The sequence below is a fragment of the Methylobacterium sp. TK31 genome, from assembly GCF_055361545.1.
In genome coordinates this window covers 2,389,545-2,410,911 of sequence record NZ_CM143964.1, presented here as the reverse complement: position 1 = coordinate 2,410,911, position 21,367 = coordinate 2,389,545, and the positions used below count along the sequence as shown (strand labels likewise).

General features: G+C 65.9%; 28 protein-coding genes. All 28 read left to right on the top strand.

The features are described 5' to 3' along the window. Nucleotides 1-50 precede the first annotated feature (50 nt). The 28 genes from rpoC (at nucleotide 51) to ACXJY8_RS10930 (ending at nucleotide 21,250) form a co-directional block, all read left to right on the top strand. A complete protein-coding gene (rpoC, locus tag ACXJY8_RS11065) occupies nucleotides 51-4,259 on the top strand; it encodes a DNA-directed RNA polymerase subunit beta' (protein WP_463780006.1) in 4,209 nt (1,402 codons plus the stop codon). 446 nt (nucleotides 4,260-4,705) lie between these two features. Then, complete coding sequence (gene rpsL / locus ACXJY8_RS11060) at nucleotides 4,706-5,077, top strand: 30S ribosomal protein S12 (protein WP_018044234.1); 372 nt, start codon at nucleotides 4,706-4,708, stop codon at nucleotides 5,075-5,077. Nucleotides 5,078-5,182: 105 nt separating this feature from the next. After that, nucleotides 5,183-5,653 carry a 30S ribosomal protein S7 gene (gene rpsG, locus ACXJY8_RS11055; protein WP_056183508.1) on the top strand — a complete coding sequence of 157 codons (471 nt, stop codon included), beginning with the start codon at nucleotides 5,183-5,185 and terminating at the stop codon, nucleotides 5,651-5,653. 30 nt (nucleotides 5,654-5,683) lie between these two features. Beyond that, the gene (gene fusA / locus ACXJY8_RS11050) at nucleotides 5,684-7,759 is read left to right on the top strand and encodes an elongation factor G (protein ID WP_463779999.1); all 2,076 of its coding nucleotides are present in this window, start codon (nucleotides 5,684-5,686) and stop codon (nucleotides 7,757-7,759) included. A 69-nt stretch (nucleotides 7,760-7,828) separates the two neighbouring features. Then, nucleotides 7,829-9,019 (top strand): elongation factor Tu, encoded by a 1,191-nt coding sequence (tuf, locus tag ACXJY8_RS11045; RefSeq protein WP_055949261.1) that lies wholly within the window; start codon nucleotides 7,829-7,831, stop codon nucleotides 9,017-9,019. Between the two features lie 89 nt (nucleotides 9,020-9,108). Next, entirely contained in the window at nucleotides 9,109-9,417 is a 309-nt protein-coding gene (rpsJ, locus tag ACXJY8_RS11040; RefSeq protein WP_018044230.1) for a 30S ribosomal protein S10, read from the top strand. A 50-nt stretch (nucleotides 9,418-9,467) separates the two neighbouring features. Further along, on the top strand, nucleotides 9,468-10,208 hold the full coding sequence (gene rplC, locus ACXJY8_RS11035; protein WP_055949264.1) for a 50S ribosomal protein L3: 741 nt from the start codon (nucleotides 9,468-9,470) through the stop codon (nucleotides 10,206-10,208). Further along, nucleotides 10,208-10,828 (top strand): 50S ribosomal protein L4, encoded by a 621-nt coding sequence (rplD, locus tag ACXJY8_RS11030; protein WP_055949267.1) that lies wholly within the window; start codon nucleotides 10,208-10,210, stop codon nucleotides 10,826-10,828. The genes rplC and rplD overlap by 1 nt, the downstream gene beginning before the upstream one ends. Then, a complete protein-coding gene (locus tag ACXJY8_RS11025) occupies nucleotides 10,825-11,121 on the top strand; it encodes a 50S ribosomal protein L23 (RefSeq protein ID WP_018044227.1) in 297 nt (98 codons plus the stop codon). The genes rplD and ACXJY8_RS11025 overlap by 4 nt, the downstream gene beginning before the upstream one ends. Nucleotides 11,122-11,148: 27 nt before the next feature. Beyond that, nucleotides 11,149-11,985 carry a 50S ribosomal protein L2 gene (gene rplB / locus ACXJY8_RS11020; RefSeq protein WP_463779990.1) on the top strand — a complete coding sequence of 279 codons (837 nt, stop codon included), beginning with the start codon at nucleotides 11,149-11,151 and terminating at the stop codon, nucleotides 11,983-11,985. Nucleotides 11,986-11,990: 5 nt separating this feature from the next. Continuing rightward, entirely contained in the window at nucleotides 11,991-12,269 is a 279-nt protein-coding gene (rpsS, locus tag ACXJY8_RS11015) for a 30S ribosomal protein S19 (RefSeq protein WP_055949278.1), read from the top strand. A gap of 2 nt (nucleotides 12,270-12,271) precedes the next feature. Continuing rightward, nucleotides 12,272-12,658 carry a 50S ribosomal protein L22 gene (rplV, locus tag ACXJY8_RS11010; RefSeq protein WP_055949281.1) on the top strand — a complete coding sequence of 129 codons (387 nt, stop codon included), beginning with the start codon at nucleotides 12,272-12,274 and terminating at the stop codon, nucleotides 12,656-12,658. A gap of 10 nt (nucleotides 12,659-12,668) precedes the next feature. Beyond that, a complete protein-coding gene (rpsC, locus tag ACXJY8_RS11005; RefSeq protein WP_055949284.1) occupies nucleotides 12,669-13,409 on the top strand; it encodes a 30S ribosomal protein S3 in 741 nt (246 codons plus the stop codon). 47 nt (nucleotides 13,410-13,456) lie between these two features. Next, nucleotides 13,457-13,870 carry a 50S ribosomal protein L16 gene (gene rplP, locus ACXJY8_RS11000; RefSeq protein ID WP_055949287.1) on the top strand — a complete coding sequence of 138 codons (414 nt, stop codon included), beginning with the start codon at nucleotides 13,457-13,459 and terminating at the stop codon, nucleotides 13,868-13,870. A gap of 13 nt (nucleotides 13,871-13,883) precedes the next feature. Next, nucleotides 13,884-14,099: a 50S ribosomal protein L29 gene (gene rpmC / locus ACXJY8_RS10995; protein WP_018044221.1), complete on the top strand. Its 216-nt coding sequence runs from the start codon at nucleotides 13,884-13,886 to the stop codon at nucleotides 14,097-14,099. A gap of 10 nt (nucleotides 14,100-14,109) precedes the next feature. Beyond that, nucleotides 14,110-14,373 carry a 30S ribosomal protein S17 gene (gene rpsQ / locus ACXJY8_RS10990; protein ID WP_463779983.1) on the top strand — a complete coding sequence of 88 codons (264 nt, stop codon included), beginning with the start codon at nucleotides 14,110-14,112 and terminating at the stop codon, nucleotides 14,371-14,373. A 348-nt stretch (nucleotides 14,374-14,721) separates the two neighbouring features. After that, entirely contained in the window at nucleotides 14,722-15,090 is a 369-nt protein-coding gene (gene rplN, locus ACXJY8_RS10985; RefSeq protein ID WP_055949294.1) for a 50S ribosomal protein L14, read from the top strand. Further along, the gene (gene rplX / locus ACXJY8_RS10980; RefSeq protein WP_056219883.1) at nucleotides 15,090-15,404 is read left to right on the top strand and encodes a 50S ribosomal protein L24; all 315 of its coding nucleotides are present in this window, start codon (nucleotides 15,090-15,092) and stop codon (nucleotides 15,402-15,404) included. Before rplN ends, rplX begins: the two co-directional genes overlap by 1 nt. Beyond that, on the top strand, nucleotides 15,397-15,963 hold the full coding sequence (gene rplE, locus ACXJY8_RS10975; RefSeq protein WP_463779979.1) for a 50S ribosomal protein L5: 567 nt from the start codon (nucleotides 15,397-15,399) through the stop codon (nucleotides 15,961-15,963). Before rplX ends, rplE begins: the two co-directional genes overlap by 8 nt. Before the next feature lie 40 nt (nucleotides 15,964-16,003). After that, on the top strand, nucleotides 16,004-16,309 hold the full coding sequence (gene rpsN / locus ACXJY8_RS10970; protein ID WP_056183527.1) for a 30S ribosomal protein S14: 306 nt from the start codon (nucleotides 16,004-16,006) through the stop codon (nucleotides 16,307-16,309). A 12-nt stretch (nucleotides 16,310-16,321) separates the two neighbouring features. Next, nucleotides 16,322-16,717 (top strand): 30S ribosomal protein S8, encoded by a 396-nt coding sequence (gene rpsH, locus ACXJY8_RS10965; protein WP_055881679.1) that lies wholly within the window; start codon nucleotides 16,322-16,324, stop codon nucleotides 16,715-16,717. Nucleotides 16,718-16,741: 24 nt separating this feature from the next. Then, nucleotides 16,742-17,275: a 50S ribosomal protein L6 gene (gene rplF / locus ACXJY8_RS10960; protein ID WP_055949306.1), complete on the top strand. Its 534-nt coding sequence runs from the start codon at nucleotides 16,742-16,744 to the stop codon at nucleotides 17,273-17,275. 12 nt (nucleotides 17,276-17,287) lie between these two features. Beyond that, entirely contained in the window at nucleotides 17,288-17,650 is a 363-nt protein-coding gene (gene rplR / locus ACXJY8_RS10955) for a 50S ribosomal protein L18 (protein WP_463779972.1), read from the top strand. Nucleotides 17,651-17,743: 93 nt separating this feature from the next. Continuing rightward, nucleotides 17,744-18,331 carry a 30S ribosomal protein S5 gene (gene rpsE, locus ACXJY8_RS10950; protein WP_264048643.1) on the top strand — a complete coding sequence of 196 codons (588 nt, stop codon included), beginning with the start codon at nucleotides 17,744-17,746 and terminating at the stop codon, nucleotides 18,329-18,331. A gap of 12 nt (nucleotides 18,332-18,343) precedes the next feature. Further along, nucleotides 18,344-18,535, top strand: coding sequence for a 50S ribosomal protein L30 (gene rpmD / locus ACXJY8_RS10945; RefSeq protein WP_056469605.1), 192 nt, complete (start codon nucleotides 18,344-18,346; stop codon nucleotides 18,533-18,535). Between the two features lie 11 nt (nucleotides 18,536-18,546). Continuing rightward, the gene (gene rplO / locus ACXJY8_RS10940) at nucleotides 18,547-19,050 is read left to right on the top strand and encodes a 50S ribosomal protein L15 (protein WP_463779968.1); all 504 of its coding nucleotides are present in this window, start codon (nucleotides 18,547-18,549) and stop codon (nucleotides 19,048-19,050) included. Between the two features lie 146 nt (nucleotides 19,051-19,196). Further along, on the top strand, nucleotides 19,197-20,534 hold the full coding sequence (secY, locus tag ACXJY8_RS10935; protein WP_463779966.1) for a preprotein translocase subunit SecY: 1,338 nt from the start codon (nucleotides 19,197-19,199) through the stop codon (nucleotides 20,532-20,534). Nucleotides 20,535-20,647: 113 nt separating this feature from the next. Beyond that, complete coding sequence (locus ACXJY8_RS10930; RefSeq protein ID WP_463779964.1) at nucleotides 20,648-21,250, top strand: adenylate kinase; 603 nt, start codon at nucleotides 20,648-20,650, stop codon at nucleotides 21,248-21,250. Nucleotides 21,251-21,367 lie beyond the last annotated feature (117 nt).

Here is a 21,367-nt window from a genome sequence, read left to right as displayed (position 1 = left end):
ACGCGGTCAGCCCCTCGGCGGAGGGTGCGCCTCGTCAGCAGGAGTAGATCATGAACCAAGAGGTCATGAATCTTTTCAACCAGCAGGCTCAGCCCCAGAGCTTCGACCAGATCAAAATCTCGATCTCGTCGCCGGAGAAGATCCTCTCGTGGTCTTTCGGCGAGATCAAGAAGCCCGAGACGATCAACTATCGCACGTTCAAGCCCGAGCGTGACGGCCTGTTCTGCGCGCGTATCTTCGGACCGATCAAGGACTACGAGTGCTTGTGCGGCAAGTACAAGCGCATGAAGTACAAGGGCGTCATCTGTGAGAAGTGCGGCGTCGAGGTCACCCTGGCCCGCGTCCGGCGCGATCGCATGGGCCATATCGAGCTCGCCGCGCCCGTCGCACATATCTGGTTCCTGAAGTCGCTGCCCTCGCGCATCGGCCTGCTGCTCGACATGGCCCTGAAGGACCTCGAGCGGATCCTCTACTTCGAGTCCTACTGCGTCATCGAGCCGGGTCTCACTCCCCTCAAGGAGCGCCAGCTCCTGTCGGAGGAAGAGTACCTGCGCGCCCAGGAGGAGTACGGCGAGGACAGCTTCACCGCCATGATCGGCGCCGAGGCCATTCGCCGGATCCTGCAGGAGCTCGACCTCGACGGCATCGCCGACGCCCTGCGCGAGGAGATCGCCACCACCACCTCCGAGCTGAAGCCCAAGAAGCTCCTCAAGCGCCTGAAGATCATCGAGGCCTTCCAGATGTCGGGCAACAAGCCCGAGTGGATGATCCTCACCGTGGTCCCGGTGATCCCGCCGGACCTGCGCCCGCTCGTCCCCCTGGACGGCGGCCGCTTCGCCACGTCCGATCTCAACGACCTCTACCGCCGCGTCATCAACCGCAACAACCGCCTGAAGCGGCTGATCGAGCTGCGCGCGCCGGACATCATCATCCGCAACGAGAAGCGCATGCTTCAGGAGGCGGTCGACGCCCTGTTCGACAACGGCCGCCGCGGTCGCGTCATCACGGGCGCCAACAAGCGTCCGCTGAAGTCGCTCGCCGACATGCTGAAGGGCAAGCAGGGTCGCTTCCGCCAGAACCTGCTCGGCAAGCGCGTCGATTATTCCGGCCGCTCGGTCATCGTCGTCGGTCCCGAGCTCAAGCTGCACCAGTGCGGCCTTCCCAAGAAGATGGCGCTGGAGCTGTTCAAGCCGTTCATCTACGCGCGCCTCGACGCCAAGGGCTTCTCCGCCACGGTGAAGCAGGCCAAGAAGCTCGTCGAGAAGGAGAAGCCGGAGGTCTGGGACATCCTCGACGAGGTGATCCGCGAACACCCGGTGATGCTGAACCGCGCCCCGACACTGCACCGCCTCGGCATTCAGGCCTTCGAGCCCAAGCTGATCGAGGGCAAGGCGATCCAGCTGCACCCGCTGGTCTGCACCGCCTTCAACGCGGATTTCGACGGCGACCAGATGGCCGTGCACGTCCCCCTGAGCCTCGAGGCTCAGCTGGAGGCACGCGTCCTGATGATGTCGACCAACAACATCCTGCACCCGGCGAACGGGCACCCGATCATCGTGCCGTCGCAGGACATCGTGCTCGGCCTCTACTACCTGTCGATCGTGGCCGAGGGGGCGATCGGCGCCTTCGACCCGACCAACAAGCAGAACCCGATGCAGGGTGTCTTCGGCAACATCGGCGAGCTCGAGCACGCCCTGGCGGCCAAGACCGTCAAGCTGCACACGAAGATCCGCTGGCGCTGGAACGGCATCGGCCCGGACGGCGAGCCGCTGACCAAGACCTACGATACCACGCCGGGCCGGGTGATCCTGTCCACGGCCCTGCCGCAGCACGCCAAGGTGCCCTTCGACGTCGTCAACAAGCTGATGACCAAGAAGGAGATCTCCGCGATGATCGACACCGTCTACCGCCACTGCGGTCAGAAGGAGTCGGTGATCTTCTGCGATCGCATCATGGCGCTCGGCTTCAACCACGCGTTCAAGGCCGGCATCTCGTTCGGCAAGGACGACATGGTGGTGCCGGCGAACAAGTGGTCGATCGTCGGGTCGACCCGCGACCTGGTCAAGGAGTTTGAGCAGCAGTTCAACGACGGCCTGATCACCCAGGGTGAGAAGTACAACAAGGTCGTCGATGCCTGGGGCAAGTGCTCCGCTCGCCTCGCGGACGAGATGATGGCCGCGATCTCCGCGGTGCAGAAGGACGAGAACGGGACCGACAAGCAGGTCAACTCGGTCTACATGATGGCGAATTCCGGCGCCCGCGGCTCTCGCGAGCAGATGCGCCAGCTCGCCGCCATGCGCGGCCTGATGAGCAAGCCCTCGGGTGAGATCATCGAGACGCCGATCATCTCGAACTTCAAGGAAGGCCTCGACGTGCTCGAGTACTTCAACTCCACCCACGGCGCCCGCAAGGGCCTCGCGGACACGGCGTTGAAGACCGCGAACTCGGGCTACCTGACCCGTCGTCTCGTCGACGTGGCCCAGGACGCCGTCATCCGCGAAGTCGATTGCGGCACCACCAACGGCATCCGCATGCGCGCCATCGTGGATGCGGGCCAGGTCGTGGCCCCGCTCGCCATCCGCATCCTCGGCCGCGCGACCGCCGAGGACCTGGTGGCCCTCGACGGCACGGTGATCGTCAAGACCAACGAGACCATCGAGGAGAAGCACCTGCCGGCCATCCAGGCCGCCGGGATCCAGGAGGTCAAGATCCGCTCGGTGCTCGTCTGCGCCACCAAGAGCGGCGTCTGCGCCACCTGCTACGGGCGCGATCTCGCCCGCGGCACGCCCGTCAACATGGGCGAGGCCGTCGGCGTCATCGCGGCGCAGTCGATCGGCGAGCCGGGCACCCAGCTCACCATGCGCACCTTCCACATCGGCGGCGCCGCCCAGATCTCCGACTCGTCCTTCATCGAGTCGAGCTTCGAGGGCACGATCAAGATCCGGAACCGCGCCCTGGCGCGGAACTCGGATGGCGATCTCATCGCCACCGGCCGCAACGTCTCCATCGTCATCGTCGGATCCGACGGCACCGAGCGCGCGAACCACCGCCTGCAATACGGCGCGAAGCTGCGCGTGGACGAGGGCGACACCGTCAAGCGCGGCCAGCGCATCGCCGAGTGGGACCCCTACACCCGCCCGATCATCACCGAGACGGACGGCGTGGTGGCCTACGAGGACCTCATCGACGGCCAGTCGATCACCGAGACCACCGACGAGTCGACCGGCATCGCCAAGCGCGTCGTCATCGACTGGCGTGGGACCGCCCGCACCGCCGACCTCAAGCCGGCGATGCTGGTGCTCGATGCCGACGGCAAGCCGATGAAGCTGCCGCGTGGCTCGGACGCCCGCTACTTCCTGCCCGTCGACGCCATCATCGGCTACGATCCGGGTGCGAAGGTGAAGGCCGGCGACATCCTTGCCCGCGTCTCCGCCGACTCGGCCAAGACCCGCGACATCACCGGCGGTCTGCCGCGGGTGGCGGAGCTGTTCGAGGCCCGTCGTCCGAAGGATGCGGCCATCATCGCGGAGAAGTCGGGCACGATCCAGTTCGGGCGCGACTACAAGAACAAGCGTCGCCTGACGCTGACGCCGCATGATGGGTCCGAGGTGGTCGAGTACCTGATCCCGAAGGGCAAGCACATCCACCTTCAGGACGGGGACGTGGTCGAACTCGGCGACTACATCGTCGACGGCAACCCGGCACCGCACGACATCCTGGCGATCAAGGGCGTGGAGGAGCTCGCTGCCTACCTCGTCAACGAGATCCAGGAGGTCTACCGGCTCCAGGGCGTGTCGATCAACGACAAGCACATCGAGGTCATCGTCCGGCAGATGCTGCAGAAGGTCGAGATCACCGACGGCGGCGATTCCGACATCCTGACCGGCGACCAGATCGACCGGACGGAGCTGGCGGAGGTCAACGAGAAGCTGCTTGCCGAGGGCAAGAAGCCGGTCGTCGGCGTGCCGGTCCTCCTCGGCATCACCAAGGCGAGCCTGCAGACGAAGTCGTTCATCTCGGCGGCCTCGTTCCAGGAGACCACCCGGGTGCTCACCGAGGCGGCCGTCAACGGCAAGATCGACTACCTCGAGGGTCTCAAGGAGAACGTCATCGTGGGGTCTCTCATCCCCGCCGGGACGGGCTCCATGGCGGCCGAGATCCGCGCCGTGGCGCGGCGTCGCGACAACCTCATCCTGCAGCAGAAGGCCGCCGAGAGCGGGGCCCAGCCCCTCTCCGAGCTGCCGCCCGCCGCCGAATAGGCCCGACGGAGTATCGCGTTGCGAGAAAGGGGCTGCCCACCGGGCGGCCCCTTTTTCGTGCGGTCACGAGAACCGGATTTCGGGGCCTCCGAGCCCCGCAACTTCATCAACTTGTAACAGAATGGGTTGACGCGGGGCGAATCCGCCTCTATCAGGCCCTCATTGAACGGCTGGCCGTAGGCAGCAATCGATCGTGAGGCCCAGAGCCTCGATCCAGGCTTCCTAAACGCATCCGACTTCAACAGACGAACACGTGTCAGCCCGGCACGATCGCTTGCTTCGATGCAGGTGATCCTCTGCTTGCAACGGCGCGCCAAAGGCTGAAATCAGCCTGGGGCGCGGTTTTGCGTTTCGTCGCACGCTCATGTGCGATGCCGGGGCCGGCCAGAACGAGATTTGGATTTCGACGGTCACCGACGCAGGTGACGCGTTTCGAGAGGATTGGCATGCCGACGATCAACCAGCTGATCGCTCAGCCGCGCAAGGCGCAGAAGAGCCGCAACAAGGTGCCGGCGCTCGACGCCTGCCCGCAGAAGCGTGGCGTCTGCACCCGCGTCTATACGACGACCCCGAAGAAGCCGAACTCCGCGCTCCGCAAGGTCGCAAAGGTTCGTCTGACCAACGGTTTCGAGGTCATCGGTTACATCCCGGGCGAGGGTCACAACCTTCAGGAGCACTCCGTCGTGATGATCCGCGGCGGCCGCGTGAAGGACCTTCCGGGCGTGCGCTACCACATCCTGCGCGGCGTGCTCGACACGCAGGGCGTCAAGGGTCGCAAGCAGCGCCGCTCCAAGTACGGCGCCAAGCGCCCGAAGTAAGATCGATATTCGCGCACCCTGTAAGGATGTCGCCGGCCTCGGAGAGGCTCAAGGCGGCCTGCGCAGGGTGGTTTCAAGAAGACCAAGTTTAAGACGGAGCGAGCGATGTCCCGCCGCCATTCTGCCGAGAAGCGTGAGATCATCCCGGACCCGAAGTACGGGGACATCGTGCTGACCAAGTTCATGAACTCGATCATGTACGAGGGAAAGAAGTCGACCGCTGAGCGCATCGTCTACGGTGCCTTCGACATCGTCGAGAACCGCGCCCGCGCCAACCCGATCGAAGTCTTCCGGGCCGCCCTCGACAACGTCGCTCCGGCGATCGAAGTCCGCTCCCGCCGCGTCGGCGGCGCGACCTACCAAGTCCCCGTCGAGGTGCGCACCGAGCGTCGCCAGGCGCTGGCCATCCGTTGGTTGATCCAGGCCGCCCGCGGCCGCAACGACCGCACCATGGTCGAGCGCCTCTCCGCCGAGCTGCTCGATGCCGCGAACAACCGCGGCAACGCCGTCAAGAAGCGTGAAGACACGCACCGGATGGCGGAAGCCAACCGCGCCTTCTCGCACTACCGCTGGTAAGCGGACCCGGACCCTTTCAGGAGCAATCCGATGCCCCGCACGCACGCGATCGAGGACTACCGCAACTTCGGCATCATGGCTCACATCGATGCCGGCAAGACCACGACCACCGAGCGGATCCTGTACTACACCGGCAAGTCCCATAAGATCGGCGAAGTCCACGACGGCGCCGCGACCATGGACTGGATGGAGCAGGAGCAGGAGCGTGGCATCACGATCACCTCGGCTGCCACCACCTGCTTCTGGCGCGACAAGCGCCTGAACATCATCGACACCCCCGGCCACGTCGACTTCACCATCGAGGTGGAGCGTTCGCTCCGCGTGCTCGACGGCGCCGTCTGCGTGCTCGACGGCAACCAGGGCGTCGAGCCCCAGACCGAGACCGTCTGGCGCCAGGCCGACAAGTACGACGTCCCGCGCGTCGTGTTCGTCAACAAGATGGACAAGATCGGCGCCGACTTCTTCAAGTGCGTGGCCGACATCATCGACCGCGTCGCCGGCAAGCCGGTTTGCCTGCAGCTGCCAATCGGCGCCGAGAACACCTTCAAGGGTGTGATCGACCTGATCAAGATGAAGGCCGTCGTCTGGACGTCCGAGCAGCTCGGCGCCGACTTCTCGGAGACCGAGATCCCGGCCGATCTCGCCGATCAGGCCGCCGAATACCGCGTCAAGCTCGTCGAGGCCTGCGTGGAGATGGATGACGACGCGATGGCCGCGTATCTGGACGGCGTCGAGCCGGACCAGGAGACGATGCACCGCCTCGTTCGCACGGCCGTCCAGCGCCGCGCCTTCCATCCCGTGCTCTGCGGCTCGGCCTTCAAGAACAAGGGCGTGCAGCCCCTGCTCGACGCGGTCGTCGACTACCTGCCGTCCCCCGCCGACCGCGGCGAGATCAAGGGCATCGACTTCAAGACCGAGGAAGAGACCGTCCGTCACCCGACGGATTCGGATCCGTTCTCGATGCTCGCCTTCAAGATCATGGACGATCCGCACGTCGGCACGATCACCTTCTGCCGCGTCTACTCGGGCAAGATCGATTCGGGCGCCAACGTCATCAACTCGACGCGCGACAAGAAGGAGCGTGTCGGCCGCATGCTCCTGATGCACGCCAACAACCGCGAGGACGTCAAGGAGGCCTATGCCGGCGACATCGTCGCCCTGGCCGGCCTCAAGGACACCCGCACCGGCGACACCCTGTGCGACCCGGTTAAGGCCGTGATCCTCGAGAAGATGGAGTTCCCCGAGCCCGTCATCGAGATCGCCGTCGAGCCGAAGTCGAAGGCCGATCAGGAGAAGCTCGGCATCGCGCTCTCGAAGCTCGCCGCCGAGGACCCGTCCTTCCGCGTCTCGACTGACCAGGAGTCGGGCCAGACCATCCTCAAGGGGATGGGCGAGCTCCACCTGGACATCAAAGTCGACATTCTGCGCCGCACCTACAAGGTCGACGCGAATATCGGCCAGCCGCAGGTGGCGTACCGCGAGAAGCTCACGAAGCGGACCGAGATCGACTACACCCACAAGAAGCAGACCGGCGGTACCGGTCAGTTCGCCCGGGTGAAGTTCGTGGTCGAGCCAAACGAGCCCGGCAAGGGCTTCGAGTTCGCCTCGAAGATCATCGGTGGCGCGGTGCCCAAGGAGTACATCCCGGGCGTCGAGAAGGGCCTCAACTCGGTGCTGGGCGCCGGTATCCTGGCGGGCTTCCCCGTCGTGGACATCCGGGTCGAGCTCGTGGACGGCGCCTACCACGACGTCGACTCGTCGGCTCTCGCCTTCGAGATCGCCTCGCGCGCTGCACTCCGTGAGGCCCTCCAGAAGGGCGGCTCGGTGCTCCTCGAGCCGGTGATGAAGGTCGAGGTCGTCTCGCCGGAAGAGTATACCGGTTCGGTGATTGGCGATCTCAACTCCCGCCGTGGCCAGATCCAGGGCCAGGACATGCGCGGCAATGCGAACGTCATCAACGCGATGGTGCCGCTGGCCAACATGTTCGGCTACGTGAACCAGCTCCGGTCCTTCTCCCAGGGCCGCGCCAACTTCACGATGCAGTTCGACCATTACGAAGAGGTGCCGCGCGGCGAGGCCGAGAAGGTCGTCGCCAAGTACGCCTAAGCCGGCGGCGCCCCTCGGGGCGCCTCCCGCACCCCTTCAGACGCAACATCAGATCAGACGGAGGCTATCATGGCCAAAGAGAAATTCGCGCGTACGAAGCCGCACTGCAACATTGGCACGATCGGTCACGTGGACCACGGCAAGACGTCGTTGACGGCGGCGATCACGAAGGTTCTGGCCGAGACGGGCGGTGCGACGTTCACGGCCTACGACCAGATCGACAAGGCGCCGGAGGAGAAGGCGCGCGGGATCACGATCTCGACGGCGCACGTTGAGTACGAGACGACGAACCGGCACTACGCGCACGTGGATTGCCCGGGCCACGCCGACTACGTGAAGAACATGATCACGGGTGCGGCGCAGATGGACGGCGCGATCCTGGTGGTGTCGGCGGCCGACGGCCCGATGCCCCAGACCCGCGAGCACATCCTGCTGGCCCGCCAGGTCGGCGTGCCGGCGCTGGTGGTGTTCCTGAACAAGGTCGATCTGGTCGACGACGCCGAGCTTCTCGAGCTCGTCGAGATGGAGGTGCGCGAGCTCCTCTCCAAGTACGACTTCCCCGGCGACGACATCCCGATCACCAAGGGCTCGGCCAAGGTGGCGCTGGACAACGGCGACAAGGCGATCGGCCACGACGCCGTGCTGGCCCTGATGGCGTCGGTCGACGCCTACATCCCGCAGCCGGAGCGTCCGATCGACAAGCCGTTCCTGATGCCCATCGAGGACGTGTTCTCGATCTCGGGCCGCGGCACGGTGGTGACGGGTCGCGTGGAGCGCGGCATCGTCAAGGTCGGCGAGACGGTGGAGATCGTGGGCATCCGCGACACCCAGACCACGACGGTCACGGGCGTCGAGATGTTCCGCAAGCTGCTGGACCAGGGCCAGGCGGGCGACAACGTCGGCGTGCTGCTGCGCGGCACCAAGCGCGAGGACGTGGAGCGCGGCCAGGTCGTGTGCAAGCCCGGCTCGGTCAAGCCCCACACCAAGTTCAAGGCCGAGGCCTACATCCTGACCAAGGAGGAGGGCGGTCGCCATACGCCGTTCTTCACCAACTACCGCCCGCAGTTCTACTTCCGCACCACGGACGTGACCGGCGTGTGCGTGCTGCCCGAGGGCACCGAGATGGTGATGCCCGGCGACAGCGTGACCATGGACGTCACCCTGATCGTGCCGGTGGCCATGGAAGAGAAGCTGCGCTTCGCCATCCGTGAAGGCGGCCGCACCGTCGGCGCAGGCGTCGTCGCCGCCATCAACGAGTAATCGTCCGTCCTAACGGTCACGTCTGCAGGGAACGATTGAGGGGCGGGTCCTCGCGCCCGCCTCCCATCGCCCCGCCAAGGTTTCAGGTCATGAACGGTCAGAATATTCGTATCCGCCTCAAGGCGTTCGACCATCGCATCCTCGATGCGTCGACCCGTGAGATCGTCTCGACGGCCAAGCGCACCGGCGCCACCATCCGTGGTCCGATCCCGCTGCCGACGCATATCGAGAAGTTCACCGTCAACCGCTCGCCGCACATCGACAAGAAGTCGCGCGAGCAGTTCGAGATGCGCACCCACAAGCGCGTCCTCGATATCGTCGATCCGACGCCGCAGACCGTGGACGCGCTGATGAAGCTCGACCTCGCCGCCGGCGTGGACGTGGAGATCAAGCTCTAAGTCCCGCCGGGATTTAGAGCTTACCGTAGAATCGCGCGAGGGAGACACCTATGCGCTCAGGCGTCATCGCACAGAAGGTCGGCATGACCCGCATCTTTACGGATGCAGGCGAACATGTCCCCGTCACAGTGCTCAAAATCGATCAATGCCAGGTGGTTGCCCACCGTACCGTCGAGAAGAACGGCTACGTCGCCCTTCAGGTCGGCGTCGGCAAGGCCAAGGTGAAGAACGTGTCGGCCGCCGAGCGCGGCCGGTTCGCGGTCGCCAAGGTCGAGCCCAAGCAGAAGCTCGCCGAGTTCCGCGTGTCCGAGGACAAGCTGATCCCGGTCGGCGCTGAGATCACCGCCGACCACTTCATCCCGGGCCAGTTCGTCGACGTGACGGGCACCACCACGGGTAAGGGGTTCGCCGGCGGCATGAAGCGCTGGAACTTCGGTGGTCTGCGCGCCACCCACGGCGTGTCCATTTCGCACCGTTCGATCGGTTCGACCGGTGGCCGCCAGGATCCGGGCAAGACCTTCAAGAACAAGAAGATGCCCGGCCACATGGGCGTCGACCGGGTCACGACCCAGAACCTGCGCGTCGTGCGCACGGATCCTGAGCGCGGCCTCATCCTCGTCGAAGGCGCCGTCCCCGGCGTCGCCGGCGGCTGGATCCAGATCCGCGACGCGGTGAAGCGCAAGCTCCCCGCGGACGTTCCGCAGCCTGGCAAGTTCCGTGAGCAGGGCGCTTCCGCTCCCGCCACCGAAGCGCCGGCTCCCGAGGCTCCCGCTTCCGAGGAGAACGCGTGATGAAGCTCGATATCACCACGCTCGACGGCGCCGGCGCCGGTTCCGTCGACCTGGACGAGACCATCTTCGGTCTCGAGCCCCGCGCCGACCTGCTCCAGCGCATGGTCCGCTGGCAGCTCGCCAAGCGCCAGGCCGGCACCCACGCGGTCAAGAACCGCTCGGACGTGAACCGGACGCGCAAGAAGCTGTACAAGCAGAAGGGCACCGGTAACGCCCGTCACGGCGCCGCCTCCGCCCCGCAGTTCCGCGGCGGTGGACGTGCCTTCGGTCCGGTCGTGCGCAGCCACGCCCACGACCTGCCCAAGAAGGTCCGCGCGCTCGCCCTCAAGCATGCCCTGTCCGCGAAGGTGAAGGATTCGACCCTCATCATCGTCGACGACGTGAAGCTGGCCGAGGGCAAGACCAAGGCGCTCGTCGAGCGCTTCGAGAAGATGGGCCTGTCCAGCGCCCTGATCATCGGCGGTGCCGAGGTGGACGTGAACTTCGCACGCGCCGCCCGCAACATCCCGCAGATCGACGTGCTGCCGATTCAGGGCATCAACGTGTACGACATCCTGCGTCGCGAGAAGCTCGTGCTGACCCGCGCAGCGATCGATGCGCTGGAGGCGCGTTTCCAATGAGTGCCGATCCGCGCCACTACGACATCATCGTCTCCCCGGTCATCACCGAGAAGGCGACGAACCTCACCGAGCAGAACAAAGTCGTGTTCCGGGTTTCCCCGAAGGCGACCAAGCCGCAGATCAAAGAGGCGGTTGAGAAGCTGTTCGACGTCAAGGTCACGGGCGTGAACACGCTCGTCACCAAGGGCAAGAAGAAGATCTTCCGCGGACTTCGCGGACAGCGCTCGGACGTGAAGAAAGCGATCGTGACCCTCGCCGAGGGTGAGACGATCGACGTCACGACCGGCCTCTGAGACAAGTCGGGTTAAGGATTACCACCGATGGCCTTGAAGACATTCAAACCGGTCACGCCGAGCCTTCGCCAGCTCGTGCTCGTCGACCGCCGTGAGCTCTACAAGGGCAAGCCGGTCAAGAAGCTCACCGAGGGCAAGTCGTCGTCCGGCGGCCGCAACAACCTCGGCCGCATCACGGTCCGCTTCCGCGGCGGCGGTCACAAGCGCACGCTCCGCAACGTGGACTTCAAGCGTCGCGAGCAGATGGGCGTGTCCGCCACGGTCGAGCGGATCGAGTACGATCCGAACCGTACCGCGTTCATCGCCCTCATCGCCTTCCCCGACGGCACGCAGAGCTACATCCTGGCTCCGCAGCGCCTGTCGCCGGGCGACAAGGTGGTGGCGGCCGACCAGGTCGACATCAAGCCCGGCAATGCCGGTCCGGTCGGCAACATGCCGGTGGGCACGATCGTGCACAACGTCGAGCTCAAGATCGGCAAGGGCGGCGCGATCGCCCGCTCCGCCGGCAACTATGCCCAGATCGTCGGCCGCGATCAGGGTTACGTGACGCTCCGCCTGAACTCGGGCGAGCAGCGCCTGGTCCACGGTCAGTGCTTCGCCAGCGTCGGCGCGGTGTCGAACCCGGACCACATGAACATCTCGCTCGGCAAGGCCGGCCGCAACCGCTGGCTCGGCAAGCGCCCGCACGTTCGCGGCGTTGCCATGAACCCGGTCGACCACCCGCACGGCGGCGGCGAGGGACGTACCTCCGGCGGCCGTAACCCGGTCACGCCCTGGGGCGTTCCCACGAAGGGGAAGAAGACCCGCTCGAACAAGCGGACCGACGTCTTCATCCTGTCCAGCCGTCATAACCGTAAGAAGTAACGCCCATGGCACGCTCGCTCTGGAAGGGGCCGTTCATCGACGGCTACCTCCTCAAGAAGGCCGAAGCCGCTCGCGGTTCCAGCCGTAACGAAGTCATCAAGATCTGGAGCCGCCGCTCCACGATCCTGCCGCAGTTCGTCGGGCTCACCTTCGGTGTGCACAACGGACAGAAGCACATTCCGGTCTACGTCTCCGAGGAAATGGTCGGCCACAAGTTCGGCGAGTTCTCGCCGACCCGTACCTTCCACGGTCACGCGGCCGACAAGAAGTCGAAGAGGCGCTGATCATGGGCAAGCCCGCCACTCCCCGCGCGCTCCCCGAGAACGAGGCTCAGGCCGTCGCGCGCATGCTGCGCGTCAGCCCCCAGAAGCTCAATCTCGTCGCGCAGCTCATTCGCGGCAAGAAGGTCGACTCGGCTCTGGCCGACCTCGAATTCTCCCGCAAGCGGATCGCCCGCGAGGTCAAGAAGTGCCTCGAGAGCGCCATCGCCAACGCCGAGAACAACCATAACCTAGACGTCGACGATCTCGTCGTCTCCCAGGCCTTCGTCGGCAAGGCGCTCGTGCTGAAGCGGTTCCACGCCCGTGCGCGTGGCCGCGGCGCCCGTATCCTGAAGCCCTTCGCGAACCTCACCATCGTGGTGCGCGAAGTCCCGACCGCCGAAGCGGCGTGAGGAGGACCTGATGGGCCAGAAAGTCAATCCGATCGGTCTCCGTCTCGGTATCAACCGGACCTGGGACTCCAGGTGGTTCGCCCAGAAGGGTGAATACGCCAAGCTCATGCACGAGGACGTCGCCATCCGCGCCGCCCTCATGAAGCAGCTCAAGCAGGCTGCCGTCTCGAAGATCGTCATCGAGCGTCCGCACCGGAAGTGCCGCGTCACCATCCACTCGGGTCGTCCGGGCGTGGTCATCGGCAAGAAGGGCGCGGACATTGAGAAGCTGCGCAAGCTCGTCGGCACCCTGACCAAGGCCGACGTCACGATCAACATCGTCGAGGTGCGCAAGCCCGAGATCGACGCCACCCTGGTGGCCGACTCGATCGCCCAGCAGCTCGAGCGCCGCGTCGCCTTCCGTCGCGCCATGAAGCGCGCCGTCCAGTCGGCGATGCGTCTGGGTGCCGAGGGCATCCGCATCAACTGCTCGGGCCGTCTCGGCGGCGCCGAGATCGCCCGCCAGGAATGGTACCGCGAGGGCCGCGTGCCCCTGCATACCCTCCGCGCCGACGTCGATTACGGCGTGGCCACCGCCTTCACGACCTACGGGACGTGCGGCATCAAGGTGTGGGTGTTCAAGGGCGAGATCCTCGAGCACGACCCGATGGCACAGGACAAGAAGGCGCAGGAAGAGGGTGGCCGTTCGGGCGGCCGTCGCGAGCGCGATGGTGAGGGTGGCCGCGAGCGCGGCCGGCGCGAACACGCCTGACGGCGCGTTCGTGACCCCGTCACCCAGAAAGGTGTTGAGAGGCTGCCATGTTGCAACCCAAGAAGACCAGGTTTCGTAAGCAGTTCAAGGGTCGCATCCACGGTGCGGCCAAGGGCGGCTTCGACCTCAACTTCGGGACCTTCGGCCTGAAGGCCGTCGAGCCCGAGCGCATCACCGCGCGCCAGATCGAGGCGGCCCGCCGCGCGATCACCCGCGAGATGAAGCGCCAGGGCCGCGTCTGGATCCGGATCTTTCCGGACGTCCCGGTCACGGCCAAGCCCACCGAGGTCCGCATGGGCTCCGGTAAGGGTGCCCCCGAGTTCTGGGCTGCCCGCGTGCATCCCGGTCGTATCATGTTCGAAGTCGACGGCGTGGCCGAGGACGTCGCGAAGGAGGCCCTGCGCCTCGGCGCGGCGAAGCTCCCGATCCGCACGCGCGTCGTTCAGCGCATCGCTGATTGAGAGGGAGGGGATCATGAAGTCGTCGCAGAGACAGTCGGATCTGGCCGCCCTGTCGCCCGATCAGCTGAACGATGAGCTGCTGAACCTGAAGAAGGAGCAGTTCAACCTGCGCTTCCAGGGGGCCACCGGCCAGCTCGAGAACGTCGCGCGCGTCCGCGAAGTCCGCCGCGATATCGCCCGCGTCCGTACGCTCCAGCGTCAGAAGACGCTGAAGTCCGCGCAGGCCTGAGGAGTACACCATGCCGAAGCGCGTATTGCAGGGCGTCGTCGTCAGCGACAAGGGCGAGAAGACCATCGTCGTGAAGGTGGAGCGTCGCTTCACCCATCCGGTGATGAAGAAGACCGTCCGTCGCTCGAAGAACTACCACGCCCACGACGAAACCAACGTCGCCAAGGTCGGCCAGACCGTGTCGATCGAGGAGTGCCGTCCCTTCTCAAAGACCAAGACCTGGAAGCTCGTCGAGGGCGCCAGCGCCACCGAGTCCGCTCCGGCCGAGGCCTGAGCACCAGGCACGGACGTCGAAGCGGGCGCTGATCGCGGCGCCCGCTTTTTCGTTTTCTCCCGAGCGGGTTCGCTTCGGGGAATTCGGTTCGTTCCGCCCCGGCCCATGGGCCGTGGAACGGAAATAAACCTTGCGCGTTCGGCGGCCCCGGTGTAGTGGGCATGCCTTCGCGACATGTGAGAGGGGTGTTCGCATCCCTCGTACGCGGCGGCCGCGCCGGCATCGAAAGACGCCGATTGCGCGGTGCTTCATATGAGCCGGGGACATCAGATCCCCATCAGGCGTCGTCCGCCGGACAATACCGTCCGCGTGCGGAAACCCGCCTGAAACAAGGAAAGGTCACTGCCCGTGATCCAGATGCAGACGAATCTGGACGTCGCCGACAACTCTGGTGCGCGCCGCGTGATGTGCATCAAGGTTCTGGGCGGGTCGAAGCGTAAATACGCCGGTGTCGGCGACATCATCGTGGTCTCCGTCAAGGAAGCGATTCCCCGGGGCCGCGTGAAGAAGGGCGACGTCATGAAGGCGGTCGTCGTTCGCACGGCGAAGGAAGTGAAGCGTCCCGACGGTTCGGTGATCCGCTTCGACAAGAACGCCGCCGTTCTGATCAACAATCAGAAGGAGCCGATCGGCACCCGTATCTTCGGACCGGTTCCGCGCGAGCTGCGCGCCCGCAACCACATGAAGATCATCTCGCTCGCCCCGGAGGTGCTGTGATGGCCGCCAAGGTCAAGAAAGGCGACAAGGTCGTCGTCCTCACCGGTCGCGACAAGGGTCGCTCGGGCGAGGTCATTCAGGTGCTCCCCAAGGAAGACCGTGCCTTCGTGCGCGGCATCAACCTGGTCAAGAAGCACCAGAAGCAGACGCAGAACCAGGAAGGCGGCATCGTCTCCAAGGAAGCTGCGATCCAGCTCTCGAATCTCGCGTTGCAGGACGCGAACGGCAAGCCGACTCGCGTGGGTTTCCGCATCCTCGAAGACGGACGCAAGGTCCGCTTCGCCAAGACCACGGGGGACCAGATCGATGGCTGAGAAGAACGCTGACGGGTACGTCCCGCGCCTGCGCAAGCACTACGACGAAGTGGTGCGCCAGAAGCTGATCGAGGAGTTCGGCTACAAGAACCCCATGCAGGTTCCGGTCATCGAGAAGATCGTGATCAACATGGGCGTCGGCGAGTCCACCGCGGACTCGAAGAAGGCGTCCGTCGCCGCCGGCGACCTCGCCCTCATCGCCGGCCAGAAGCCGGTCATCACCAAGGCCCGCAAGGCCATCGCGACCTTCAAGGTCCGCGAGGGCATGCCGATCGGCTGCAAGGTGACGCTGCGCAAGCAGCGCATGTACGAGTTCATGGATCGCCTGATCACGATCGCGCTTCCGCGCGTCCGCGATTTCCGCGGCCTGAACCCGCGTTCCTTCGACGGCAACGGCAACTATGCCCTCGGCCTGAAGGAGCACCTCGTGTTCCCGGAGATCTCGTACGACAAGGCCGAGGCCACCTGGGGCATGGACATCGTCATCCAGACGACGGCCCGCACCGATGCTGAGGCGCGCGCGCTCCTCACGCAGTTCCGATTCCCGTTCCGGCAGTGAGCCCCCGCTAGGGACTCAGACGCGGACACCGGAGAGAGAAATGGCAAAGAAAAGCTCGATCGAGAAGAACAAGCACCGCGAAGCGCTGGTGAAGCTCTATGCTCCCAAGCGCAAGGCGCTGCTCGCCACGGCGAATGACGAGTCCCTCGAGATGGAGGAGCGCTTCGAGGCGCGCCTCAAGCTCGCGGAACTGCCCCGCAACTCGTCGCCCACCCGCATCCGCAACCGCTGCGGCATGACCGGCCGTCCGCGCGCCTTCTATCGCAAGATGGGCATCTCGCGCATCGCGCTGCGCGAACTCGGCAACCAGGGTCTGATCCCCGGTCTCGTCAAGTCGAGCTGGTAAGGAGCAACCACCATGGTCAACGATCCCGTGGGTGATATGCTCACCCGCATCCGCAATGGTCAGCAGCGCCGCCGCAACGTCGTCCAGACGCCCGGCTCGCGCCTGCGCGCCAGCGTGCTCGACGTCCTCAAGTCCGAGGGCTACATCCGCGACTACGCGACCACGGATTACGGCAACGGCCGGACCGAGTTCGCGATCGAGCTGAAATACTACGACGGCCAGCCCGTCATCCGCTCGATCCAGCGCGTGTCGAAGCCCGGCCGCCGCGTCTACTCGTCGGTCGGCGAGCTGCCGCGCGTCGCCGACGGCCTCGGCGTCACCATCGTGTCCACCCCGCAGGGCGTCATGGCCGACCACGAGGCGCGCGAGCGCAACGTCGGCGGCGAAGTGCTCTGCAAGGTGTTCTGATCTCGGACTTGGAGGAATAAGGCGATGTCTCGCGTAGGCAAGAAGCCCGTTCCCGTCCCGTCCGGCGTGACGGCCACGGTGACCGGTCAAACGGTGAAGATGAAGGGCTCCAAGGGCGAGCTCCAGTACGTCGTTCCCAACGTGGTCGACGTGAAGTTCGAGGACGGCGCCGTCTCGGTGCAGCCCAAGAACCAGACCAAGGAGGCCCGCTCGCTCTGGGGCACCTCCCGCGCTCAGGTGGCGAACCTCGTCGAGGGCGTCTCCAAGGGCTTCGAGAAGAAGCTCGAGATCACCGGCGTGGGTTACCGCGCCGCGATGGCCGGCAAGGCTCTGAAGCTCTCGCTCGGCTACAGCCACGACATCGAGTACGAGATCCCCGCGGGGATCACGATCGCGGTGCCGAAGCCCACCGAGATCGTCATCTCCGGCATCGACCGGCAGGTGGTCGGCCAGGTGGCCGCCGAGATCCGCGACTATCGCGGCCCGGAGCCCTACAAGGGCAAGGGCGTGAAGTACGCGGGCGAGTTCATCTTCCGCAAGGAAGGCAAGAAGAAGTAAGGGCCGCCGAACATGTCACGCAAAATCGATGCACTCGACCGCCGCAAGGCGCGTGTGCGCCGCGCGCTGCGGGCGGCGGCCAATGGACGGCCCCGGCTCTCGGTGTTCCGTTCGTCCAAGCAGATCTATGTCCAGGTGATCGACGACGTGGCGGGCAAGACCCTCGCCGCGGCCTCGAGCCTCGACAAGGATCTCCGCACCGGCCTCAAGACCGGTGCCGACGTCTCGGCCGCCCAGGCCGTCGGCAAGCTCGTCGCCGAGCGCGCCAAGGCCGCGGGCGTCACCCAGGTGATCTTCGATCGCTCGGGCTACCTCTATCACGGGCGCGTCAAGGCGCTCGCCGACGCCGCCCGTGAGGGTGGTCTCGAGTTCTGAGATTTGGCGGAGGGGAGCGTCCTTGGATGCTCCCCGTTCCAGGTGATCAAGCGAGCGGGTCCGCCACCCGCGCCAGTGAGATGGAAATTCAGTATGGCACGTGAACGTGAAGGCGGTGGCCGCGGCCGCCGCGATGAGCGCGAGGAGCGCGACAGCGAGTTCGTGGACAAGCTCGTCCACATCAACCGCGTCGCCAAGGTGGTGAAGGGCGGACGTCGCTTCGGCTTCGCCGCGCTCGTCGTCGTCGGCGACCAGAAGGGCCGCGTCGGCTTCGGCCACGGCAAGGCCCGCGAAGTCCCCGAGGCGATCCGCAAGGCGACGGAAGCCGCCAAGCGCGGTCTCGTCCGCGTGGCGCTCCGCGAGGGCCGCACCCTGCACCACGACGTCTACGGTCGTCACGGTGCCGGCAAGGTCATCCTGCGCGCCGCCCCCCAGGGTACCGGCATCATCGCCGGCGGTCCGATGCGCGCCGTCTTCGAGACGCTGGGCATGCAGGACGTGGTGGCCAAGAGCCTCGGCTCCTCGAACCCCTACAACCTCGTCCGCGCCACCTTCGAGGCGCTGAAGAACGAAGACAGCCCGCGCGCCGTCGCGGCCCGTCGCGGCCTCAAGGTGTCGGCCCTCCAGGCCCGTCGCCGTGATGCCGATCCGTCCGATATGTCCGAAGCCGCAGTCGCGTAAGGGGAGGGTCCGATGGCACAGAAGACTCTCCGGGTCGAGCAGATCGGCTCGCCCATCCGCCGCGAAGGCGACCAGCGCGCGACGCTGATCGGCCTGAAGCTCAACAAGCTGCACCGGGTCTCCGAGCTGGAGGATACGCCCTCCGTGCGCGGCATGATCCGCAAGGTGCAGCACCTCGTGCGCGTTCTCAGCGACGCGGCCTGAGGGAGGGCATCATGAAACTGAACGAACTCCGCGACAACGACGGCGCCACCAAGAACCGGATGCGCGTCGGACGGGGCATCGGCTCCGGCAAGGGCAAGACCGCGGGACGCGGCGTGAAGGGCCAGAAGGCCCGCACCGGCGTCTCCATCAAGGGCTTCGAGGGCGGCCAGATGCCGCTGCATCGTCGCCTTCCGAAGCGCGGCTTCAACAACCTGTACTCGACGGACCTCAACGAGGTGAATCTCGGCCGCGTCCAGCAGGCTGTCGATGCCGGCCGCATCGAGGCGGGCGCCACCGTCACCGTCGAGACGCTGATCGCCGCCGGCATCTGCGCTCGGGCCCGTGACGGCGTGAAGCTCCTCGGCGTCGGCGAGCTCACCACCAAGCTGACCTTCGAGGTCACCCGCGCGTCGAAGTCGGCGATCGAGGGTGTCGAGAAGGCCGGTGGCTCGGTGACCGTGACCTTCGGGGACGGCGTCTCCACCCGTGGCAAGCCCGCCCGCGTGGTTGCGTAGCCTCCTGTCTGACTTTAAGTCGAAACTCTGAGCGGCGGCCCGTGCGACCTCGCGCGTGGCCGCCGTTCCCGTTTATCGGGGAGCGCGATCTTCTCACCCGAGAAGACGACGAGCTCCCGTAAGAACTGATCTCAGGAATCGGTGCCATGGCCTCAGCCGCCGAGCAGCTTGCCGCGAACCTCAATTTCGGGGCCATCGCCAAGGCCGACGAGCTCAAGAAGCGCATCTGGTTCACGCTGGGCGCGCTCATCGTGTTCCGCCTCGGGACCTACATCCCGATCCCGGGCATCGATCCGGAGCAGTTCGCGCGGAATTTCCAGCAGCAGGCGGGCGGCGTGCTCGGGCTGTTCAACATGTTCTCCGGCGGTGCCGTCGAGCGCATGGCGATCTTCGCGCTCAACATCATGCCGTACATCTCGGCCTCCATCATCATCCAGCTGCTGACTTCGGTGATCCCGAGCCTCGAGGCGCTCAAGAAGGAGGGCGAGTCCGGCCGCAAGGTCATCAACCAGTACACCCGCTACCTCACCGTGGTGCTGGCGCTGGTCCAGTCCTGGGGCATCGCCTTCGGCCTGCAGGGGTCGAGCGCCGCGATCGAGCCCGGCCCGTTCTTCATCCTGTCCACCGTCATCACCCTGACGGGCGGCACGCTGTTCCTGATGTGGATCGGCGAGCAGATCACGTCGCGGGGCATCGGCAACGGCTCCTCGCTGATCATCTTCGCCGGCATCGTCGCCCACCTGCCGGTGGCCATCGTCGGTGCGCTCGAGCTCAGCCGCACCGGTGCGCTGTCCTCGGCGGTCATCCTCGGCATGGGCGTCGCCGCCATCGCCCTGGTCTACTTCATCGTGTTCATGGAGCGGGCCCAGCGCCGCCTGCTCATCAACTACCCGAAGCGCCAGGTCGGCAACCGGATGTACGAGGGCCAGACCTCGTTCCTGCCGCTGAAGCTCAACACCGCCGGCGTGATCCCGCCGATCTTCGCCTCGTCGCTGCTGCTCCTGCCCGCCACCGTGGCGAGCTTCTCGGCCAATAACGGCGGCACCGGCGTCCTGGCGACGATCACGACCTATATCGGCCATGGCCGGCCGCTCTACATGGTGCTCTACGCCGCGCTGATCATCTTCTTCGCGTTCTTCTACACCGCGGTGGTCTTCAATCCGGAAGAGACGGCCGACAACCTGAAGAAGCACGGCGGCTTCATCCCGGGCATCCGTCCCGGCGAGCGCACCGCGGCCTTCATCGACAAGGTCCTGACCCGGATCACCCTGATCGGTGCGCTGTACCTGACCTTCGTCTGCCTGGTGCCGGAGATCCTGGCCTCCTATTCCTCGGCCGCCATCGGCTTCGGCGGGACCTCGCTGCTGATCGTGGTTTCCGTGACCATGGACACGGTGGCGCAGATCCACGGCCACCTGATGGCCCACCAGTACGAAGGCCTGGTCAAGAAGGCGAAGCTGCGCGGGGCGACTCGCCGACGCTGACCGACGCGGTGCGGGCTTCAGGCCCGCCGCGTCCCTTGCTAGAGTTCCGAGACCCGGCGCCGCGCAGGATCAGCCGGATATCCCAAGCAGAACGGACCTGAGGAAACGACACCATGCGCATCATCCTGCTTGGGCCGCCCGGCGCGGGGAAGGGGACTCAGTCCGAGCGGATCGTGGCACGCTATGGTATTCCTCAGCTCTCGACGGGCGACATGCTGCGCGCCGCCGTGGCGGCCGGCACCCCGGTGGGCCTGCAGGCCAAGAGCGTGATGGAATCGGGCGGTCTCGTCTCCGATGCGATCGTGGTCGGCATCGTCGCCGACCGCATCGAGGAGGCGGACGCCAAGCCGGGCTTCATCCTCGACGGCTTCCCCCGTACGGTGGAGCAGGCGAAGGCCCTCGACGCGATGCTCTCCCAGAAGGGGATCGCCCTCGACACCGTGATCGAATTCGCGGTGGACGAGGCCGCCCTGGTGGGCCGCATCGCCAAGCGCGCCGAGGAGACCGCCGCCCGCGGCCAGCCGGTGCGCAAGGACGATACCCCCGAGGTCTTCAAGACCCGCCTCGATGCCTATCGCAAGCAGACGGCGCCGCTGTCCGACTACTATGCCGGAACCGGTCTCCTGCAGACCATCGACGGCATGAAGCCCGTCGATGCCGTCACCGAGGATCTGGTGGCGATCCTCGACCGGCACACCGCCTCCGCGGAGTACTGATCGGGGACGCGATCGGCACGGCGTCGGCCCCGCGGCCGATCCGCACCGATCGCCTCGCCCGGGTTGACACATCCGCCGGCCCGCGCTAGTGGGCCGGTCTTCGTTCAGAGGAAATGG

Bases quoted from the DNA above. Each gene is read 5' to 3' on its own strand.
- rplO (WP_463779968.1), top strand. From the start codon at position 18,547: ATGAAACTGAACGAACTCCGCGACAACGACGGCGCCACCAAGAACCGG.
- rpmD (WP_056469605.1), top strand. From the start codon at position 18,344: ATGGCACAGAAGACTCTCCGGGTCGAGCAGATCGGCTCGCCCATCCGC.
- rplR (WP_463779972.1), top strand. From the start codon at position 17,288: ATGTCACGCAAAATCGATGCACTCGACCGCCGCAAGGCGCGTGTGCGC.
- rpsS (WP_055949278.1), top strand. From the start codon at position 11,991: ATGGCACGCTCGCTCTGGAAGGGGCCGTTCATCGACGGCTACCTCCTC.
- rplE (WP_463779979.1), top strand. From the start codon at position 15,397: ATGGCTGAGAAGAACGCTGACGGGTACGTCCCGCGCCTGCGCAAGCAC.
- rplD (WP_055949267.1), top strand. From the start codon at position 10,208: ATGAAGCTCGATATCACCACGCTCGACGGCGCCGGCGCCGGTTCCGTC.
- rpsL (WP_018044234.1), top strand. From the start codon at position 4,706: ATGCCGACGATCAACCAGCTGATCGCTCAGCCGCGCAAGGCGCAGAAG.
- ACXJY8_RS11025 (WP_018044227.1), top strand. From the start codon at position 10,825: ATGAGTGCCGATCCGCGCCACTACGACATCATCGTCTCCCCGGTCATC.
- rpsN (WP_056183527.1), top strand. From the start codon at position 16,004: ATGGCAAAGAAAAGCTCGATCGAGAAGAACAAGCACCGCGAAGCGCTG.
- secY (WP_463779966.1), top strand. From the start codon at position 19,197: ATGGCCTCAGCCGCCGAGCAGCTTGCCGCGAACCTCAATTTCGGGGCC.
- rplX (WP_056219883.1), top strand. From the start codon at position 15,090: ATGGCCGCCAAGGTCAAGAAAGGCGACAAGGTCGTCGTCCTCACCGGT.
- rplF (WP_055949306.1), top strand. From the start codon at position 16,742: ATGTCTCGCGTAGGCAAGAAGCCCGTTCCCGTCCCGTCCGGCGTGACG.
- rpsJ (WP_018044230.1), top strand. From the start codon at position 9,109: ATGAACGGTCAGAATATTCGTATCCGCCTCAAGGCGTTCGACCATCGC.
- rpoC (WP_463780006.1), top strand. From the start codon at position 51: ATGAACCAAGAGGTCATGAATCTTTTCAACCAGCAGGCTCAGCCCCAG.
- tuf (WP_055949261.1), top strand. From the start codon at position 7,829: ATGGCCAAAGAGAAATTCGCGCGTACGAAGCCGCACTGCAACATTGGC.
- rpsQ (WP_463779983.1), top strand. From the start codon at position 14,110: ATGCCGAAGCGCGTATTGCAGGGCGTCGTCGTCAGCGACAAGGGCGAG.
- rplB (WP_463779990.1), top strand. From the start codon at position 11,149: ATGGCCTTGAAGACATTCAAACCGGTCACGCCGAGCCTTCGCCAGCTC.
- rplP (WP_055949287.1), top strand. From the start codon at position 13,457: ATGTTGCAACCCAAGAAGACCAGGTTTCGTAAGCAGTTCAAGGGTCGC.
- rpsH (WP_055881679.1), top strand. From the start codon at position 16,322: ATGGTCAACGATCCCGTGGGTGATATGCTCACCCGCATCCGCAATGGT.
- fusA (WP_463779999.1), top strand. From the start codon at position 5,684: ATGCCCCGCACGCACGCGATCGAGGACTACCGCAACTTCGGCATCATG.
- rpsE (WP_264048643.1), top strand. From the start codon at position 17,744: ATGGCACGTGAACGTGAAGGCGGTGGCCGCGGCCGCCGCGATGAGCGC.
- rpsC (WP_055949284.1), top strand. From the start codon at position 12,669: ATGGGCCAGAAAGTCAATCCGATCGGTCTCCGTCTCGGTATCAACCGG.
- rpmC (WP_018044221.1), top strand. From the start codon at position 13,884: ATGAAGTCGTCGCAGAGACAGTCGGATCTGGCCGCCCTGTCGCCCGAT.
- rplC (WP_055949264.1), top strand. From the start codon at position 9,468: ATGCGCTCAGGCGTCATCGCACAGAAGGTCGGCATGACCCGCATCTTT.
- ACXJY8_RS10930 (WP_463779964.1), top strand. From the start codon at position 20,648: ATGCGCATCATCCTGCTTGGGCCGCCCGGCGCGGGGAAGGGGACTCAG.
- rplV (WP_055949281.1), top strand. From the start codon at position 12,272: ATGGGCAAGCCCGCCACTCCCCGCGCGCTCCCCGAGAACGAGGCTCAG.
- rpsG (WP_056183508.1), top strand. From the start codon at position 5,183: ATGTCCCGCCGCCATTCTGCCGAGAAGCGTGAGATCATCCCGGACCCG.